The organism is Streptomyces sp. NPDC101151, assembly GCF_044768335.1.
Lineage (GTDB): Bacteria > Actinomycetota > Actinomycetes > Streptomycetales > Streptomycetaceae > Streptomyces.
Map to the genome: position 1 here is coordinate 235,474 of NZ_JBIWPP010000007.1, position 18,266 is coordinate 253,739.

At 72.0% G+C, this 18,266-nt stretch carries 19 protein-coding genes; 10 read left to right on the forward strand and 9 right to left on the reverse strand.

The genetic code is table 11. From position 1 onward, the window contains the following. Positions 1–7: 7 nt before the first annotated feature. Entirely contained in the window at positions 8–1,258 is a 1,251-nt protein-coding gene (locus ACIRU3_RS16305) for an extracellular solute-binding protein (RefSeq protein ID WP_404056653.1), read from the reverse strand. A 139-nt stretch (positions 1,259–1,397) separates the two neighbouring features. Here ACIRU3_RS16305 and ACIRU3_RS16310 point away from each other — a divergent pair, with 139 nt between their 5' ends. From ACIRU3_RS16310 to ACIRU3_RS16320, 3 genes are all read left to right on the forward strand, one after another. After that, positions 1,398–2,339: an ROK family protein gene (locus ACIRU3_RS16310; RefSeq protein WP_404056655.1), complete on the forward strand. Its 942-nt coding sequence runs from the start codon at positions 1,398–1,400 to the stop codon at positions 2,337–2,339. After that, complete coding sequence (nagA, locus tag ACIRU3_RS16315) at positions 2,339–3,520, forward strand: N-acetylglucosamine-6-phosphate deacetylase (protein WP_404056657.1); 1,182 nt, start codon at positions 2,339–2,341, stop codon at positions 3,518–3,520. The genes ACIRU3_RS16310 and nagA overlap by 1 nt, the downstream gene beginning before the upstream one ends. 119 nt (positions 3,521–3,639) lie before the next feature. Beyond that, positions 3,640–4,569 (forward strand): 1-phosphofructokinase family hexose kinase, encoded by a 930-nt coding sequence (locus tag ACIRU3_RS16320; RefSeq protein WP_404056659.1) that lies wholly within the window; start codon positions 3,640–3,642, stop codon positions 4,567–4,569. A 117-nt stretch (positions 4,570–4,686) separates the two neighbouring features. Here the strand turns inward: ACIRU3_RS16320 and ACIRU3_RS16325 are convergent, their stop codons facing one another. Beyond that, a complete protein-coding gene (locus ACIRU3_RS16325; RefSeq protein ID WP_404056661.1) occupies positions 4,687–5,625 on the reverse strand; it encodes a carbohydrate-binding protein in 939 nt (312 codons plus the stop codon). 117 nt (positions 5,626–5,742) lie between these two features. Continuing rightward, complete coding sequence (cdgB, locus tag ACIRU3_RS16330) at positions 5,743–7,398, reverse strand: diguanylate cyclase CdgB (protein ID WP_404056663.1); 1,656 nt, start codon at positions 7,396–7,398, stop codon at positions 5,743–5,745. A 400-nt stretch (positions 7,399–7,798) separates the two neighbouring features. On the opposite strand from cdgB, the gene ACIRU3_RS16335 reads away from it, so the two are divergent. Then, positions 7,799–8,317: a flavin reductase family protein gene (locus tag ACIRU3_RS16335; protein WP_404056665.1), complete on the forward strand. Its 519-nt coding sequence runs from the start codon at positions 7,799–7,801 to the stop codon at positions 8,315–8,317. Positions 8,318–8,676: 359 nt separating this feature from the next. On the opposite strand, the gene ACIRU3_RS16340 is transcribed toward ACIRU3_RS16335, so the two are convergent. Together ACIRU3_RS16340 and arfB are read right to left on the reverse strand one after the other, a co-directional pair. Continuing rightward, complete coding sequence (locus ACIRU3_RS16340; RefSeq protein WP_404056667.1) at positions 8,677–9,519, reverse strand: sigma-70 family RNA polymerase sigma factor; 843 nt, start codon at positions 9,517–9,519, stop codon at positions 8,677–8,679. An 82-nt stretch (positions 9,520–9,601) separates the two neighbouring features. Next, complete coding sequence (arfB, locus tag ACIRU3_RS16345; protein WP_404056669.1) at positions 9,602–10,030, reverse strand: alternative ribosome rescue aminoacyl-tRNA hydrolase ArfB; 429 nt, start codon at positions 10,028–10,030, stop codon at positions 9,602–9,604. A gap of 160 nt (positions 10,031–10,190) precedes the next feature. Between arfB and ACIRU3_RS16350 the strand changes: the two genes are divergently transcribed. Then, a complete protein-coding gene (locus tag ACIRU3_RS16350; RefSeq protein ID WP_404056671.1) occupies positions 10,191–10,766 on the forward strand; it encodes a TerD family protein in 576 nt (191 codons plus the stop codon). A gap of 66 nt (positions 10,767–10,832) precedes the next feature. Here the strand turns inward: ACIRU3_RS16350 and ACIRU3_RS16355 are convergent, their stop codons facing one another. Both ACIRU3_RS16355 and ACIRU3_RS16360 read right to left on the reverse strand, forming a co-directional pair. Further along, on the reverse strand, positions 10,833–11,024 hold the full coding sequence (locus ACIRU3_RS16355; RefSeq protein WP_404056673.1) for a DUF397 domain-containing protein: 192 nt from the start codon (positions 11,022–11,024) through the stop codon (positions 10,833–10,835). A gap of 24 nt (positions 11,025–11,048) precedes the next feature. Next, entirely contained in the window at positions 11,049–11,480 is a 432-nt protein-coding gene (locus ACIRU3_RS16360) for a hypothetical protein (RefSeq protein WP_404056675.1), read from the reverse strand. Between the two features lie 50 nt (positions 11,481–11,530). On the opposite strand from ACIRU3_RS16360, the gene ACIRU3_RS16365 reads away from it, so the two are divergent. Together ACIRU3_RS16365 and ACIRU3_RS16370 are read left to right on the forward strand one after the other, a co-directional pair. Continuing rightward, complete coding sequence (locus tag ACIRU3_RS16365; RefSeq protein WP_404056677.1) at positions 11,531–12,472, forward strand: GNAT family N-acetyltransferase; 942 nt, start codon at positions 11,531–11,533, stop codon at positions 12,470–12,472. Between the two features lie 7 nt (positions 12,473–12,479). Next, the gene (locus ACIRU3_RS16370) at positions 12,480–12,950 is read left to right on the forward strand and encodes a hypothetical protein (RefSeq protein WP_404056679.1); all 471 of its coding nucleotides are present in this window, start codon (positions 12,480–12,482) and stop codon (positions 12,948–12,950) included. A 34-nt stretch (positions 12,951–12,984) separates the two neighbouring features. Here the strand turns inward: ACIRU3_RS16370 and ACIRU3_RS16375 are convergent, their stop codons facing one another. Continuing rightward, positions 12,985–14,376, reverse strand: coding sequence for a M1 family metallopeptidase (locus ACIRU3_RS16375; protein WP_404056681.1), 1,392 nt, complete (start codon positions 14,374–14,376; stop codon positions 12,985–12,987). A gap of 70 nt (positions 14,377–14,446) precedes the next feature. Between ACIRU3_RS16375 and ACIRU3_RS16380 the strand changes: the two genes are divergently transcribed. Continuing rightward, on the forward strand, positions 14,447–14,947 hold the full coding sequence (locus ACIRU3_RS16380) for a hypothetical protein (RefSeq protein ID WP_404056683.1): 501 nt from the start codon (positions 14,447–14,449) through the stop codon (positions 14,945–14,947). Between the two features lie 4 nt (positions 14,948–14,951). Here the strand turns inward: ACIRU3_RS16380 and ACIRU3_RS16385 are convergent, their stop codons facing one another. After that, on the reverse strand, positions 14,952–15,635 hold the full coding sequence (locus ACIRU3_RS16385) for a pentapeptide repeat-containing protein (protein ID WP_404056685.1): 684 nt from the start codon (positions 15,633–15,635) through the stop codon (positions 14,952–14,954). A gap of 149 nt (positions 15,636–15,784) precedes the next feature. On the opposite strand from ACIRU3_RS16385, the gene ACIRU3_RS16390 reads away from it, so the two are divergent. After that, positions 15,785–16,945: an NAD(P)-binding protein gene (locus ACIRU3_RS16390; RefSeq protein WP_404056926.1), complete on the forward strand. Its 1,161-nt coding sequence runs from the start codon at positions 15,785–15,787 to the stop codon at positions 16,943–16,945. A 50-nt stretch (positions 16,946–16,995) separates the two neighbouring features. Continuing rightward, a complete protein-coding gene (locus ACIRU3_RS16395; RefSeq protein ID WP_404056687.1) occupies positions 16,996–17,970 on the forward strand; it encodes a zinc-binding dehydrogenase in 975 nt (324 codons plus the stop codon). The last annotated feature ends 296 nt before the right edge of the window (positions 17,971–18,266 follow it).

The window sequence follows — 18,266 nt, forward strand, 5'->3', positions numbered from 1 at the left end:
AACCGGCTCAGTTCACATCGCTGCTGTCCGCCGCCGTCGCCGTCGCCTGGAGGCGGGTCAGGACGCCGGCGGGGCTGCCGCTGGGCGCGACCGCCTGGCCGATGTCCTTCTTCACGGCCACGCTGACCGCCGCCCAGGAGGTCTTGCCGACGGGGTACAGCTCGGAGGTCGGGAGCTGGTCGAGGAAGGGGTGCAGGTCCTTGTCCGGGGCCGAGCCCGACTCCGTCATGGCGTTGGACGCGGAGCCGGTGACCGGGAGCAGCCCGTACTCGCGGGAGAAGGCGAGGACGTTCTTCTCCTGGTAGACGAAGTCGAGGAAGTCTCCGATCTGCCGGGCGTGCCCGCTTTGCCGGAAGCCCATCATCCAGTCGGCGACGCCCATCGAGGCCTTGGCCTTGCCGGTGCGGCCCGGCATCGGGATCATCCCGAACTCCACGCCCTTCTTCCTGGCCTGCTGGATCAGCGTGGGATGCCCGTTGAGCATGCCGACCTGGCCGTCGGCGAAGGCGGCGAAGGCGTCCGCGCGGTTGAGCCTGCCGGGCGCGACGGGCCCGGTCAGGCCCTTGCCGACCAGCTCGTCCTTGAGCCAGGTGAAGGTCTGTACGTTCTGCGCCGAGTCGATCGTGTAGGTGCCGATGTCGTCGGTGTAGCCGGTGCCGTTGCCGCCGCTCAGCAGCCACTGCATCGTCTCGGCCTGGGCCTCCTCGGGGCCGAGCGGCAGGGCGTAGGGGTACTTCACACCCTTGTCCTTGAGCGCCTTGGCGTCGGCGGCCAGCTCGGTCCAGGTGGTGGGCGGGGTGATGCCGGCCTTGGCGAAGAGGGTCTTGTTGTAGAAGAGCACCCGGGTGGAGCCGGCGAACGGGATGCCGTACTGCACGTGCTTCCACTGGCCCGCGTCGGCGAGCTGGGAGAGGAAGTCGGCCTGGGTGCGTATCGAGAGCAGGTCGGAGGCCTGGTACAGCTTGCCCGCGGCCGCGTAGTCGGCGTAGGCGCCGATCTGGGCCAGGTCGGGGGCGTGTCCGGCGTCGACCATCTCCTTGACCTTGCGGTCCACGTCGTTCCAGGAGTAGACGCTGACCTCGACCTTCACGCCGGAGTGCTTGGACTCGTACGCGTCGGCCAGCTTGTCCCAGTACTTCTTCGAGCTGTTGGACGTGGAATCGCCGTAGTCGGCGGCAACCAGTCTGAGGGTCACATCGGAGGACCCCGTGCTCCCGCAGCCGCCGAGGACCGCCGTCATGCCCAGTGCGGACACCACCGCGATCGTTCCTGCCGTACGCCGACGCACCGTCAAAGCCCCAACCCTGCTGTCTGACCGTTCAATATGTGGACACATAAGGTCTACACCACGTGAGTGGACTAGACCTCTTGTGGGTCCGGGGGTCACACTGTCCCCCGTGAGACATGTCATCGCCCTGGACGTGGGCGGTACCGGGATGAAGGCCGCGCTCGTCGGCGACGACGGCGCGCTGCTGCACCGTGCCCGCCGGGCCACCGGCCGCGAGCGCGGACCCGAGGCGGTCGTCGAGACCATCCTCGGCTTCGCCGACGAATTGCGCGCGTACGGCACGGAGCGCTACGGCGAACCGGCCGCCGCGGCCGGCCTCGCGGTCCCCGGCATCGTCGACGAGGAGCACGGCATCGCCGTCTACGCGGCCAATCTCGGCTGGCGGGACGTACCCCTGCGCGCCCTGCTCGCCGACCGGCTCGGGGTACCCGTGGCGCTCGGCCACGACGTGCGCACCGGCGGGCTCGCCGAGGGCCGGATCGGCGCGGGCCGCGGCGCCGACCGGTTCCTGTTCGTGCCGCTGGGCACCGGTATCGCCGGAGCCATCGGCGTGGACGGGCGGGTGGAGGCGGGTGCGCACGGTTTCGCCGGCGAGATCGGCCATGTCGTCGTACGGCCCGGAGGGACGCCGTGCCCGTGCGGGCAGCGCGGCTGCCTGGAGCGGTACGCCTCCGCGGCCGCCGTCAGCGAGGCGTGGGCGGCGGCCTGCGGGGACCCGGACGCGGACGCGGCCGACTGTGCGAAAGCCGTCGCGTCCGGTGACCCGAACGCCGTCCGGGTCTGGCAGGAGGCGATGGACGCGCTCGCCGACGGGCTGGTCACCGCACTCACCCTGCTGGACCCGCGCACGCTGATCATCGGTGGCGGCCTGGCCGAGGCGGGGGAAGTGTTGTTCCAACCGCTGCGGGACGCCGTCCGCCGGCGGGTCACCTTCCAGAAACTGCCGTCCATCGTCCCCGCCGCTCTCGGCGACACCGCCGGCTGCCTGGGCGCGGGACTCCTCGCCCGGGATCTCCTCGACTCCACCGACCCTACGGAGGTAACCGCCTGATGGCTCCCAGCTTGGTTCTCGCAGGTGCTCGGGTGGTGCTGCCCACCGGGGCGGTGGACGACGGGCGCGTGGTCGTGGAGGGCACGAAGATCACGGCGGCCGCCGCGGCGGACACCGAGGCCACCTCGGTCACGGGCGTCGCTCCCGCGGACGCCGAGGTCATCGACGTACGCGATCACTGGGTGGTCCCCGGCTTCGTGGACATCCACAACCACGGCGGTGGCGGAGCCTCCTTCTCGGGAACGCCGGCAGACGTGCTGAAGGCCATCCGCACCCACCGGCTGCACGGCACCACCACGCTGGTCGCCTCCACCGTCACCGACGAGATGGACCTGCTGGTGCGGCAGGCGGGGCTGCTGAGCGAGCTGGCCGAGCAGGGCGACATCGCCGGTATCCACTTCGAGGGGCCGTTCATCTCCCCGTGCCGCAAGGGCGCGCACTCCGAGGAGCTGCTGCGCGATCCGGACCCGGCCGAGGTCCGCAAGCTGATCGACGCGGGGCGCGGCAGGGCCACGATGGTCACCCTCGCCGCCGAGCTGCCGGGCGGCATCGACTCCGTACGGCTGCTCGCCGAAAACGGCGTGATCGCGGCGATCGGGCACACGGACGCCACCTACGAGCAGACGGTCGAGGCCATCGACGCGGGCGCCACGGTCGCCACCCACCTCTTCAACGCCATGCCCGCTCTCGGCCATCGCTCCCCCGGCCCGATCGCCGCCCTGCTGGAGGACGAGCGGGTCACGGTCGAGCTGATCAACGACGGCACGCACCTGCACCCCGCCGCCCTCGAGCTGGCGTTCCACCACGCGGGCGCCTCCCGGGTCGCGTTCATCACCGACGCGATGGACGCGGCCGGCATCGGCGACGGCCGCTACATGCTCGGCCCGCTGGAGGTCGAGGTCAGCGAGGGCGTGGCCCGTCTGGTGGAGGGCGGCTCGATCGCGGGCTCCACACTCACCCTGGACCGCGCGTTCAAGCGGGCGGTGACCATCGACAAGCTGTCGGTGGAGGACGCCGTGACGGCGTTGTCGGCGAACCCGGCCCGCCTGCTCGGCCTCTTCGACCGCATCGGCTCCTTGGAGCCCGGCAAGGACGCCGACCTGGTCCTGCTGGACGCGAACTTCGACCTCAAGGGCGTGATGCGGCGGGGCGAATGGGTGGTCACGCCCCAACTGCCCTGATCCGTACCCCCCTTCGCCGGACGGCGGCCGGTCCTCGCACTGGGCCGGCCGCCGTCTCTTTGGCATGATCGGGGCCCCGGAAACCGATGGCACAGAGACTTCGAGGGAGGTCGGCCCGGGTGATCCTCACGGTCACACTGAACACCGCTCTCGACATCACCTACCGCGTACGGACCCTGCGGCCGCACACCTCGCACCGCGTCTCGGACGTCATCGAGCGACCGGGCGGCAAGGGTGTGAACGTGGCCCGGGTGCTGGCCGCCCTCGGGCACGCGGTGACGGTCACGGGGTTCGCGGGAGGCGCGACCGGACGGGTGCTGCACGAACGCCTCGCGGACGCCCCGGGGATGACGGATGCGCTGGTCCCGGTCGCCGGAGCCACCCGGCGCACGATCGCGGTCGTGGACGAACTCTCCGGCGACACGACCCAGCTGAACGAACCGGGCCCGCAGATCTCCCCCGCCGAATGGGGCGACTTCCTGGACCGGTACGAAGAACTCCTGCCCGCTGCCGCGGCGGTGGCCCTCTCCGGCAGCCTCCCGCCGGGCGTACCGGTCGGCGCGTACGCGGGCCTGATCCGAACGGCCCGCGCTCTCGGCGTCCCCGTCCTCCTGGACACCAGCGGCGAGCCCCTGCGCCGTGGGGTCGCGGCCCGCCCCGACATCATCAAGCCGAACGCCGACGAACTGGCCGAACTCACCGGCTCGCACGATCCATTGCGCGCCACGCAGGACGCCCGCCGCCGTGGCGCCCACGCGGTGATCGCCTCCCTCGGCGCGGAGGGCCTGCTCGCCGCGACCCCCGAGGGCCGCTGGCACGCCACCCCTCCCGCCCGCGTCCACGGCAACCCGACGGGTGCGGGCGACTCGGCGGTCGCGGGCCTGCTGTCGGGACTGGTGGAGCGGCTCCCATGGCCGGACCGCCTGGCCCACGCGGTCGCCCTGTCGACGGCGACGGTACGGGCGCCTGTGGCGGGGGAGTTCGACCGGGCGGCTTACGAGGAGCTGGTGGGGCGGGTCGCGGTGACCGGTGACCAAACCGCTGCGTGACCAGCTCTCAGATCTGAGGGCGCCGGCCTCCTGAATTCCTGCACCGACTGGCACTGACAAGCCAGCGGATTACATACCGCCGTCTCCTGGGAGGCGGCGGTGTTGGCGTTCAGTCGATCAGCTGCCGACCCAGCCCTTCACCAGCCACAGCCGGTCGACGAGGGCGTCGCACTGGTCTCCCTGCCCGCAGGAGATGGAGAGGGTGTTGTGGCCCTTCTTGAGCTGGATGTAGTTGTACGTCTTCGTCCAGCCCCTCTCGTAGTTGCCGGCGTCGGCATGCGACCAGTTCTTCAACTTGACCGGATTCGTGGAAGGCGTGCCGTTGACCGTGAGGGAGGCGGTGCCGTCCTTGCCCGGCACGCTGTAGCCGACGTAGAGGCTGTACTTGCCGTCCGTCGGAATGCCGTCAACACTCCAGGTGATCGAGGCGCCGACCTGATTCAGCCCCGTCACGTACTTGCCGTCCGAGGACTTGGCACCCTTGACGTCCGAGGCTGCCGAGACACCGCCCGACAGCTGCACGGAGCTGTCCGTGACGTCGGCCTTCGGCAGCTCCCCCGAGTCCGCCGAACTGCCGCCCGACGGGCTCGGTTCGTGGCTCTGGGACTGGGTCGGTGTCGAGCCCGCCTGGTTGCCGGACTTGTCGTCGTCCGAGTTGCCGTTGATGATCGCGACGCTGATGCCGATGACGACCGCAGCGACCACCGCGATCGCTCCGATCAGCAGGCCCTTGGTGTTCGGGCCGCGGCGGTCGGTGGCAGGCGGCATGGGCTGCCGGCCGGTCGGGGCGCCGCCGGGCAGCGTCTCCGGGGCCTGGTAGTGGGCGCTGGGCTGGCCGTAGGTGCCCTGCTGCTGCGGGACGGTCGGCTGCTGGCCGTAGCCGGGCTGTTGCTGACCGTACTGGCGCTCGCCGACCGTACGCACCCTGTTGACCGAGTTCGGGTAGCCGTAACCGCCGGACGGCGGCTGGGCTCCTCTGGCCTGGCCGTCGGCGTACAGGTAGCCGAACGGGTCGTCGTCCTCGGGCGTGCTCGCGCCGTTGTCGCCGGGCGTCATCCCTTGGTACTCCTCAACAGGTGCGGGCGGATCCGGTACGGGTTGGAATGGCGAGCCTACCCGCTCTGGCTGCCCCAAACGGGTGACTCAGACCGCATCAACTCACTGACCTGCGAATCATCCGGCGCGCCGGTGTTGTTTGGGACGAGATCGTTTCTCTACGTACATCCGCTCGTCGGCGGACTTCAACACTTCGTCCGCCGTCATGCCGCAGTGTGCCCAGCCGATGCCGAAACTGGCGCCCACCCGCACGGCCCGGCCCTCGGCGCGGATCGGCTGGATGATCTCGTTGCGCAGGCGTACGGCGAGGTCCTGGGCGTCGGCCTTGCCGAGGCCGTCGGCGAGGATCACGAACTCGTCGCCACCGAGCCGGGCGACCGTGTCCCCGTCCCGCACGCCCCTGCTGAGCCTGCGGGCGACCTCGATGAGGACGGTGTCACCCGCGTTGTGACCGAAGCGGTCGTTGATCGACTTGAAGCCGTCCAGGTCGCAGAAGAGGACCGCGAGGCCCTTGGTGCCGTCGTCCCGGCCTTCCTCGGGGGCGACGGTGTGCACATGGTGGTCGTAGCCCTCGTACCCCTCCGCGCCCGGCGGGAAGTCGAAGCCGTGGCCGGTGGGGGCGTCGAAGGCGGGGTGCCCGTAGGCCGCGTCCAGGGACTCCACGGCCCCGGCGTGAGCCGGGCGCTGGCAGATGCGGGCCGACAGGCGGGAGCGCAGCTCGGCCGAGTTCGGCAGGCCGGTGAGGGAGTCGTGGGAGGCGCGGTGGGCGAGCTGCAGCTCACGGCGCTTGCGCTCCTCGATCTCCTCGACGTGGGTAAGCAGGAAGCGGGGGCCGTCGGCGGCGTCGGCGACGACGGAGTTGCGCAGGCTGGCCCAGACGTAGCTGCCGTCGCGACGGCCGAGGCGGAGTTCCGCGCGGCCCCCCTCGGCGGAGGTTCTGAGCAGCGTGCCGATGTCCTCGGGGTGGACGAGGTCGGAGAAGGAGTAGCGCCGCATCGCGGAGGCGGGGCGCCCCAGCAAGCGGCACAGAGCGTCGTTGGTGCGCAGGATCCGGCCGTGCTGGTCGCCGCCCATCTCGGCGATCGCCATGCCGGAGGGGGCGTACTCGAAGGCCTGCCTGAAGCTTTCCTCACTGGCCCGCAGGGCCTGCTGCTCCCGCTCCAGGCGGACCAGAGCGCGCTGCATATTTGCACGTAGACGCGCGTTGCTGATCGCGATGGCGGCCTGGAAGGCATACATCTGCAGGGCCTCGCGGCCCCAGGCGCCGGGGTGGCGGCCGTTGCGCGGCCGGTCGACGGATACGACGCCGAGCAGTTCGCCGGAGGAGCCGCCCTGCACGCCGGGCGTGTACATGGGCGCGAAGAGCCGGTCGGAGGGGTGCCACTCGTCCTCGAAGCGGGGCGCCGGTCCGTCGGTGTACCACTGGGGGACGTCGTCGTCGTCCAGCACCCAGCCCTCGGTGTGCGGTATGAACACCAGGTCGCCCCACTGCTCGCCCATGCTCAGCCGCCGCAGCCAGGACTCGCGGGAGCCGACCCTGCCGGTGATCAGGGCCTCGGCGGCGGAGTTGCCGGAGAACGCGGCGACCACGAGGTCGCCGTCGGGGCGCACGAGGTTGACGCACGCCATCTCGTATCCGAGGGCGTTCACCACGCCGTCGGCGACGGTCTGCAGTGTGTCCGCCAGGCTGCGTGCCGTGTTCATGTCGGCCATGACCTGGTGCAGCTGCCGCAGGGACGCAAGGCGGACATACGGCTCCGACTCGGTCTCCATGCTCGCCCTCCCCCCGAGACCTCGCAGCGAATCAAGGGTTGTCTTCGGCGCTTCCTTACGCTGGTGCTTCTTGTGGTGCTCTCAGGTTCCCCGCCACTGAATCACAGCGCGCTGCCCACTCGGTACACAGGGTCAACAATTCCTGCCCCTTGTGACTCAAGTCACAGGGGAACGTGAACAATTGAGTGGAGTTTCTGCGTTTTCCCTGTGCGTTTACCGAACGCAGACTTTGTCGTGTGCGCACATGATGCACACATCGTGACCCCCTGTCGTCCCCCGGTCCTAGGACCCGCCTCGGGCCATAGCCCGATGTGGCGCCCATGGTGCGGAGATTAGCGTTTCCGGCGTGCTGAACATCTCCTCGCCCATCGCCCCAGCCGCTTCCAGGCATGCTGAGGGAGTGAGCAACGACGAGTTCCGGGCCGCGATGTCCCGGCTGGCCGCGGGCGTGGTCCTGGTGACCGCGCAGGAGCCGCCGCTGGACCCGGACGACCCGACAGCGCCGGGCGTCGAGGACGTCGGCATGACCGCCACCGCCTTCATGTCCGTCTCGCTGGACCCGCCGCTGGTCCTGGTCAGCCTGCGCGAGGGCTCCCGCATGGACGACCTGCTCGACGAGCAGCCGCTGTGGGCCGTCTCGGTGCTCACCGAGAGCCAGCGTCACATCGCCGGCCGCTTCGCCATGAAGGGCCGCATCAGCGACCGCCTGCTCTTCGAGGACCTCCCCTACGTCCGCGGTGAGGCCACCGGCGCCCCGCTCATGGGCGGTGCGCTGGCCACCCTGGAGTGCCGCACCGAGCAGCGGGTGACGGCCGGAGACCACACGCTCGTCATCGGCCGGGTGCTGACCGCGCGGGTGCCGAGCGCCGAGGGCGGGCCGCTGCTCCATTTCCAGGGCCGATACCGGCAGTTGGGGTAATCGGCGCTCCGGAATTCCGTGGCCGTGCCGTGAACGCGGCACTTAATGCACGCGGATGACTTCGCGTCCGGAAGAGATAAAACCCGGGAATCAGGAAGCCGCTCTCGCCATCCGTATCCGCCCCGGCCGGGAACACGCGGCCAGGCCGGTCGTCCACTCCGCCGCCGCGGAAATCCGCCGCCGGGCACCAGGAAGATGTACGTCACCTGGCACCCGGCCCGGACGGCCCCCGAGAAGTTCCGCCTCCGCCGGGGCTCGCAGACGAACGGCTCGCGCGCGAACGGGGAGACGAGCGCAGGGCGGGCGGGAGTTCGACCACAGGGCCCCGGCATGTCCGGCGGATCATGCCCTGGAGGGACCTAGAGGGGCTCGACGGCCAGCGCGGCCAGCCGCACCGGATCGGCCACGATCTCGATCACGGCGATCCGGTCGCGTACGAAGGTGAAGGCCAGTGCCCGCTCGGGGCGTCCGTCGGCGTCCGGCACCACCAGGCCGGTCGAGCCGTCGATCAGCGCGGGGCGGGCGACCCCGGCCAGGTGGGCGAAGTGCGTCGCACCGGCGGCGACCGCCGCCGCGCCGGTGGTCACACCGGCCTCGCTGCGGGCCACCACATCCGGGTCGAGCACGGCCAGCAGCCCGTCGAAGTCGCCGTCCCGCGCGGCGGCCAGGAACGCGTCGACGACATCCCGCCGGCGGGTCAGGCCGGCGTCCGGTGCCTCGGCGCCGCGCACCCGCCGCCGGGCCCGGCTGGCCAGCTGCCGGGTGGCCGCCGGACTGCGGCCGAGGACGCCGGCCACCTCCTCGAACGGCACCGCGAACAGGTCGTGCAGCACGAACGCGAGCCGCTCGGCCGGCGTGAGCGTGTCGAGGACGACCAGCAGGGCCGCCCCGACCGAGTCGGCGAGCAGGGCGTCCTGCGCGGGGTCGGGTGCGGCGGACGGCGCCGGATGCCAGGTGTCCAGTGGCTGCTCGGCACGGGAGCGGCGGGAGCGGAGCATGTCCAGGCAGACCCGGCCGACCACCGTGGTGAGCCAGCCCCCGAGGTTCTCCACCTGCCGGTCGTCGGACCGGCTGAGCCGGAACCACGCCTCCTGCACGGCGTCCTCGGCCTCGGCGGTGGACCCGAGCATGCGGTGGGCGACGGCACGCAGGCGGCCCCGGTGCGCCTCGAAGCGCTCGGCGAGAAAGTCGTTGTCAGTCATGGGCGGGCAGCCCTCTCCGTCCCGTTCCGTATGCGGTCATGGGGATGACGGATCGGAGGGCGGGAATGTGACAGCCGGGCGACTACCCCCAGTCCCGGCCCGTGCGGCCCCGCTTCGTGTCCGAGCGTGCCTTCTTCTCCCGCAGCCGGCGCTCGTTGATGCCGCGCGGGATGCGGGTCGGTCTGCGGGGCTTGGGCGGGGGTGCGGTGGCCTCGGCGAGGAGGGCCGCGAGGCGCACGGCGGCGGTCTCGCGGTTGCGCCACTGGGAGCGGTGCTCGGAGGACCGTACGACGACGACCCCGTCGACCAGCCGCCCGGCCAGCCGCTCCAGCGCCCGCTCCTTCCACACCGGGGGGAGCGCCTCGGTGCGTGCGAGGTCGAAACGAAGCTCCACCTGCGAGTCACTGGTGTTCACGTGCTGCCCGCCGGGCCCCGAGGACCTGGAGAAACGCCACGTCAGCTCGGCCTCGGGAAGCGAGACCGAACCACGGATGATGTAGGGCCCGGACATGCGTCCCATGTTCCCCGCCCGGCCCGCCTCACGTCACCCTGTTTTCGCCGTCGGTAAAAAAGGTAAAGGCATCCGGAACCACCGGGACCCCCCTCGACGTTCTTCGGGGTGACGGTAGCTTCGTCGGCACAGAAACCTAAAAGGGAAGGGACTCCCAATCATGGCTGTAAGCCTGTCCAAGGGTGGCAACGTCTCGCTCACCAAGGAGGCTCCGGGCCTGACCGCCGTCACCGTGGGCCTCGGCTGGGACGTCCGCACCACCACCGGCACGGACTTCGACCTGGACGCCTCGGCCATCGCGGTCAACACGCAGGGCAAGGTCTACTCCGACGCCCACTTCGTGTTCTTCAACAACAAGCAGACCCCGGACAGCACCATCGTCCACACGGGCGACAACCGCACGGGTGAGGGTGCCGGCGACGACGAGGCGATCAACGTCAGCCTCGCGGCCCTCCCGGCCGACATCGACAAGATCGTCTTCCCCGTCTCCATCTACGACGCCGAGAACCGCGGCCAGAACTTCGGCCAGGTCCGCAACGCCTACATCCGCATCGTCAACCAGGCCGGCGGCGCCGAGATCGCCCGCTACGACCTCTCCGAGGACGCCGCCACCGAGACGGCCATGGTCTTCGGTGAGCTGTACCGCAACGGCGCGGAGTGGAAGTTCCGCGCGGTGGGCCAGGGCTACGCCTCGGGCCTGGTCGGCATCGCCCAGGACTTCGGTGTGAACGTCTGACACGCTCTGCGCTGTGCGGGAGCCCCTGGCTGCGGTGCGCCGTGGCCGGGGGCTCCGGCCTTTCGGTCAGTTCCCGGACGCGTACGGCACGAAGGCCGCCCGGGCGGCCGGGGCGAAGGCCGGGCGAGGGCCGGTGGTGTTCTTGGCGTCGCGGACGTGGACAGTGCCGGGGGTTGCCGCTGTTTCGACGCAGGAGTCGCCGTCGTTGCCGCCGCTGTAGCTGCTCTTGAACCACGCCGCTTCGGGCCGAGCCCACATCGCCCGAGGAGACGAGCCCGAGCCCTACCAGCCCGCCGGCCGGTAAAAGCCCAGCACAGCGGCCAGTTGGGCGAACCACTCCCCCAGCCGCGCTCGCGGCTTCGCCTCGACCACACACTCGTAGACCCTGCCGTCCAGGAGGACCACCGCCACCATCAGGTCCTTGCCGGACGGGGCCGCCTTGTAGTGGACGCTGCGGATCTCCTGCCAGGACATGTCGATGGACAGACCGCGGTCCTCGAAGGCCACGCCTGCGGTGTCGACCACGATCGAGTTGTGGCGGTCGACCGCCATGAACTCGGGTCCGCTGGAGGATGGTTGTGACGGGACCGGCGCGTAGGCGTCGGCGTAGTGGGGTGGCGGTGGGCCGAAGCCCGTCGGGACGGTCGTCGGTGGAGGTGGTGGCTGTTGGACGTGCGGGAGCTGGTTGCCGTACGGCGGTGGCTGAGTCGTCATCGTTCCGTCTCCCGATCGTGGTGTGGCTCTTGGGGAAATACTGTCGTGCCATGATTCTCGAACAGCTCTCGGTGGCGGACGGCTCCCTCCCGGGTGAGCTGCTCACCGAACTCACCTCGCTCTACGCCGCCAACCGTGAGTTCTTCGCCCTCAGCGGCGACTTCCCGGATCCGGACGACATCCGCCCCGAGCAGGTGGCCGCCACGCTGGCCGACGAGCTGGCGCACCCGGATGCCGAGGTGCTGCTGGCCCGTGCCGAGGGGCGGCTGGTCGCGATCGTGACGACGCTGGCCCGCCACCCCGATCCGGCCGACCCCGATCCATGGATCGGGCTGCTGATGGTCGACGCGGCCGAGCAGGGCAAGGGGTACGGCCGGCGGATCGCCACGCTGGTCGAGGAGCGCTTCCGCGCCGCCGGGCGACGGGCCGTACGGCTCGCGGTCCTCGCGAACAACCCCACGGGACTGGCCTTCTGGACGGCCCTCGGCTACGAGGTCGTCGACCACCGCCCCGACCGCGCCCTCGGCCGGCCCTGCGCCGTCCTGCGCAAGGTGCTGCGGACACCCCGGCGGGCGGCCCGGGTCGCCGTCGTCGACCCCGACGGCGCGGTGCTCCTCTTCCGGTACGACAACGACGAGGTCGGCATCCACTGGGCCCTGCCCGGCGGCGGCCTGGAAGCGGACGAGACCCCGCGCGAGGGCGCCCTGCGGGAGCTGGCCGAGGAGACCGGCTGGACCGACCTGGAGCCGGGCCCCCTGCTGTGCACCTGGGAACATGACTTCACGCACACCGGGACCCCCGTCCACCAGCACGAGCACATCTACGTCACTCACGGCCCGCACCGCGAACCGGCCGGCCCCGGTCTGGCCGCCGCGCATGCCGCCGACTCCATCCTCACCTGGCGCTGGTGGAGCCGACAGGAGCTGGCCGAGGAGGCCGAGCCGGTGTGGCCGCCGGACCTGGCACGGCTGCTGGACGCATGGGAGGACTGAGCCGGCGGTGGAATGGACGACACTGGCCGGCACGGGACTCGGCGCGGTGGTCGGGGTCGGCTCGACCCTGCTCGCCGACCGGGTGCGCCGGCGCCGCGAGACGGACGAGCGGGCCCGGCGCGAACGCCGGGACGCCCATGTGACCTGCCTGACCAAGTACCGGCCGGCGTACGAGGACATGCACACGGCCGCCACCGCCCACCGGGACGGGCCGGCGCAGCGGGAGATGGCCGTACGGGACGCGTTCCGCGCCTCGGGCTGCGACGAGGTCCGGGAGACCGTGCTGATCTGTGCCCCGGAGGAGATGGCGGCCGTCATCGAGGACGTCTACGCCTCCCTGCCCGAGCTGCTGGAGGTGTTCGCCGCGGGTGACCCGCCGCTGGGGACCCAGGAGTTCCAGGAGCGCCGGCTCTGGCACGCGCGGGCCGTGTGGGCGGCGCGGGCGGCGATGCGGGCGGAGCCGGCCCGGGGGACGTGACACCGGCGGGTGCGCGCCGGGAAGCGGGGTGCTGTCAGGGGTGGTCCGGCCTGCCGTCCCCGTACAGCCAGTCCTTCCAGATTCCGGCGAAGTCCTTGTCCGGGACCTTCTTCTCGACGTACGCGGTGAAGTCGGCGGTGCTCGCGGTGCCGTGGCGGTGGGCGGCGGCCCAGCCCTGGATGATGTCGTAGAAGGTGTCGTCGCCGACCTTCTGGCGGATCTTGTGCAGGACCATCGCGCCGCGCTCGTAGACCGGGCTGTCGGAGATGTGCGCGGCGCCGGAGGGCTTGGCCGGCGGGAAGGCCCACACGGCCTCGTCGTCGTCCTCGTACAGGTCCGTGAAGGTCTGCTGGGCGCTCTTGCCGCCGTGGTCCTCCTCGTACAGCCATTCCGCGTACGTCGCGAAGCCCTCGTTGAGCCACATGTCCTGCCAGCTCTTCGGGGTGACCGAGTCGCCGTACCACTGGTGGGCGAGCTCGTGCACGAGGGTGCCGGTTTCGGGGGCGCCGGGGAAGACGGGCCGGGTCTGGGTCTCCAGGGCGTAGTCGACATCGTCCGGGCGGTCGACGATCACACCGCTGGAGGTGAACGGGTACGGCCCGAAGTTGAGCTCCTCCCAGGCGAGGATCCCGGGGATCTTCGCGAGCACCTTCGCGCTCGCCTTGGCCTGGGTGGGGTCGACGGCGGTGAGGACGGGCAGGCCGTGCGGGCCCGTGGTGGAGGTGATGTCGTAGTGGCCGATGGCGACGGTGGCGAGGTAGCTCGCCATGGGCTGGGCGCTGTGCCAGGCGTAGGAGGTGCGGCCGCCCTGGGTGTGCCGGCTGGTCAACTCGCCGTTGGAGACGGCCTGGAGGTCCTTCGGGACGGTGACCGTGATGTCGTACGTCGCCTTGTCCGAGGGGTGGTGGTTGCCCGGGAACCAGGCCATGGAGCCGACCGGCTCGCCGAGGCCGAGTGCGCCGTCGGCGGTGCGCAGCCAGCCCTCCTCGGAGCCGTCGGGGTCGGTGAGGGTCTGCGGGGTGCCCGAGTAGCGCACGGTCGTGCGGAACGTCTCGCCCTTGCCGAGGTCGTCGTGGGGGCGGACGGTCAGTTCCTGGCCGGTGCGGTTCCAGCGGGCGTCCTTGCCCTCGACGGTGACGGAGTCGACGTCCAGTCCGGCGAGGTCGAGGTCGAAGGCGGTCAGATCCTTCGTGGCGCGGGCGGTGATGACCGCCTTGCCGGTGAGGTGGCGGCTGCCGGGGGTGTAGTCGAGGGTCAGGGCGTAGTGGGTGACGTCGTAGCCGCCGTTGCCCGCCTTCGGGAAGTACGGGTCGCGCACGCCGGAGCCGCCCGGGGTGCCATGGACGCCGCCGCCGCACGCGGTGCCGGTCAGGGCGAGGGCGAGAAGGCCGGCAGCAGCCGGGACAAGGCGCGCGGATCTGGACATGTCAGTGATCTTAGGCGGGCGGAGGCCACCGCAGCAGGGCCGGGACGGTGGGCGTGACACCATCTCTCCCGTGCTCGACATCGGCTATGCCCTCTCCAACCGCTTCCCGGACCCGCCGCAGACCGACTACCGCCGCGCGGACGTCCACGCGCTGCGGCACGACCTGTTCTGCGGAGACGTCTATCTCGCGGACACCGAGACGGACCGCGAGCTGTCCACAGCCTGGGGATGGGTGCCGGTGCTGGACTTCGCCTGGGCGCTGTGCGACATCGTGGAGCGGCTGGACCGGGATCCCCTGGGCTCCCGCGCCTCCCGGCCGCAGCAGGCGGAGCTGGACTTCACCGAGTCCACCGACCGGATGCTGTTCGAGCGCCGCTTCGGCTGGGTGGACGTCGAGGCCGACTGGATGCCGGCCGAGGAGTCGCCGCTCACCTTCTCCCACGCCGAACTGCGCCGTGAGGCCCGCGACTTCCTGCAGGACCTGATCGCCGACCTGACCGACCTGCACGACGACCTGGCGGAGAACCCGGCGATCTGGACGCTTCAGGCACGCTTTCCCCGCATGGCCTGAGATCTCAGTCCTGCACCCGGATTCCCAGCTCCGCCGCCAGCACCGGCGCCAGATCGAGCAGTTGCCCCGTGCTGATCACCGCGCCCGACAGCCGGTCCAGGCCGCGCACGATCTCCAGGGGAGCGGCACCGCGCAGGTCCACGTCCTTCAGGGTCGCGCCCTTGAAGTCGGCTTCCTTCAGGGCGCAGTCGACGAACTCGACCCGCTCCAGGTGCGCACCCGCGAAGTCCGGTTCGACCAGGACGCAGGAGTCGAAGACGACGTCCTTGAGGCGGGCCTCGCGGAGGTTGAGAAAGTCGATCTTGCCGCCGCGGACCACGACCCGCTCCAGGACGGCGCCGTGGAGCTGGGTGCCGCCGAGGCGGGGGTCGATCAGCTCGACGTCACGGAACGTGGACTCGGCCAGATAGGTGCCGACGCCCCGCAGGCCGGTGAGGACCGAGTCCAGCACCCGGGCCCGGCCCAGGGCCGTCTCGTCCACCGCGCAGCCCGTCAGCGCGCAGTCCATGAAGCGGGCGCCCTGGCCGTCCTGCCGGGCCAGGTCCGCATCCCGGAACTCCAGCCCGTCGTAGTCGCCGTCCGGCGCCAACTCCCCGTCCGTCCAGGGCACCAGGGGCGGCAGCCGCACCTCCGGCCGCTGTGCGCCCTTCGTCCCTGCCCGGCCCGTACCCGTCGCTCTCCTCGCCATGCCCCCATGCTGCACCCCGCCACCGACAATCGGCCCGACCTGCGGAAACCGGGTCCGCAGCGGGCCGATGTCACATGTCAGGGGGTCTGTGCGGTCGTACTCACGGACAAGGTGAACCGACCCTAGGGAGACCGCGCCCCATGCACCCCATGCACCGCATCACCGTCGTCGGCGGCGGCTTCGCCGGACTCACCGCCGCGATCACCGCCGCCGAGGCAGGCGCCAAGGTCACCGTGTACGAGGCCCACCACACCCTGGGCGGCCGGGCCCGCACCGCCGAGGGGCCGTACCGGACGAACGAGGGCCCGCACGCCCTCTACAGCGGCGGCCCGCACTGGACCTGGCTCACCCAGCGGGACCTGATCGGGCCGCTCGCCCCGATCCCGCCCCTGGAGGCGGCCCGGCTGCGGCTGCGCCACCACGGCGCCCTGCGCCGCACCCCGCCCTTCGCGATGCTCAAACTGCTGCGCCCCGGCATCCGCCGGGCCCCCGTGGACACCGACTTCCTCGGCTGGGCGACCGCCATCGCCGGCGAGGAGGGTGCCCGCGCGGCCGCCAGCTACTCGGCCGTCGCTCTCTTCCACCACGACCCGGGCGCACTGTCCGCCGCCTTCGTGCAGGAGCGCCTGCGCCGGGCCACCAGGCTGCCGCCGGAGGCGCACCATCCGCGCGGCGGCTGGGCGAGTGTCATCGACCGGATGGCCGCACGCGCCTGGAACCTCGGGGTGCGGATGGAGACCCTGTCGCGGGTCGACACCCTGCCGACGGACACGCCCGTGATCGTCGCCACCTCCCTGCCCGCCGCCCGCCGGCTGCTCGGCGACGACTCACTGACCTGGCCCGGTGGCCGTACCGTCCTGCTCGACCTCGCGCTGCGCACCCGGCGCGGGGACGCCTTCGCCGTCTCCGACCTCGACGCACCCGGCTGGATCGAACGGTTCACCGCGCAGGACCGGACCCTCGCACCGGCCGGCGAGCAGCTGGTCCAGGGGCAGTTCCCGATCGGGCCCGGCGAGGCGCGCGGCGACGGCCTCGCCCGCGCCGAGACGCTGCTCGACCTGGCCTTCGAGGGGTGGCGGGAGCGGGTCACCTGGCGGCGGGAGGCCGTGGCGGACGGCCGTACGGGGGCCGTGGACCTGCCGGGGAGCAGCTGGCGGGACCGGCCCGCCGTGGACCGCGGCGACGGCGTCTACCTCGCCGGCGACCAGGTGGCGGCGCCGGGCGTGCTGTCGGAGGTGTCGTTCAACAGCGCGGTCACCGCGGTGTCGCTGATCCTCGGCCGGACCGCCCTTGACCTCAAGCATGCTTGAGGTTGAACAGTGGGGCTCCGGAGACAGCGACACGATCACTGGGGGATCCCATGCACGCCGTGCGCCTGCACGCCTTCGGGCCGGCCGAGAACCTGACCTACGAGGAGACCGAGAACCCGGTCCCCGGACCGGGTGAGGTGCGGATCGCCGTCGCCGCGGCCGGGGTGCACCTCCTCGACACGGCCCTGCGCGAGGGCCGGCAGGGCCCGCTGCCCGGACCGCCCGCCCTGCCGACCGTCCCGGGCCGTGAGGTGGCGGGGGTGGTGGACACTCTCGGCGACGGCGTGGCGGAGGCCTGGCACGGCAAGCGGGTGGTCGCCCACCTGGGGTTCGCGCCCGGCGGTTATGCCGAACTCGCCGTCACCGGCGCCGAGCGCCTGCACGAGATACCGGACGGGCTGTGCTTCGCCGAGGCCGTCGCCATGATCGGCACGGGGCGTACGGCGCTGGGGATCGCGGGGTTCGCCGAGCCGGGGCCGGACGACGTGGTCGTCGTACCGGCGGCCGCGGGCGGCATCGGCACACTACTGGTGCAGTACGCCAAGAACGCCGGAGCGACGGTGATCGGTCTGGCGGGCGGGCCGGAGAAGACCGCCCGGGTGCGGGCCGGTGGCGCCGATCTCGCCGTCGACTACATCGACCCCGGCTGGCCGGCCGAGGTCCGTGCCCATCTCGGCGGGCGGCCCGCCACGATCGTCTACGACGGCGTCGGGGGCGCGGTCGCCCGGGAGGCCGTGGCGCTGCTCGGGTCCGGCGGCCGGCATCTCGTCTTCGGCTGGTCGGCCCAGGGCATCGGGGACGGACACCAGGGGTACGTCGTCGACGGCCTCTCCGAGTCGGTGCTGGGCCCGGAGATGCTCCGGAAGGCGGGCGGCCTGCGCGCGCTCGAACTGCGCGCCCTGGCCGAGGCCGGCCTGGGCCGCCTGCGTCCGGCCGTCACCCGCTTCCCGCTCGCCGAGGCGGCCGCCGCGCACCGGGCGCTGGAGAACCGCGGCACGATCGGAAAGGTCGTGCTGGAGCCATGAGGCACTCGTCCGGCGGCAAGGACGGCAAGGACGGCAAGCCTGCACATGGGATGCGATACGCCCCGGATGCTCCTGGCCCGCCCGGTCGCGGGCCCGGTGGTCACGGCCGGGGCGTCCGGGCACGGCGCCCGGGCCGGGACGCCGGTGGCGGAGTCAGCCGGCCGACCGGCCCAGCTCGGCCAGCGGCCCGTCGCCCCGGGTGCTCCTGGCCCGCCCGGTCGCGGGCCCGGTGGTCACGGCCGGGGCGTCCGGGCACGGCGCCCGGGCCGGGACGCCGGTGGCGGAGTCAGCCGGCC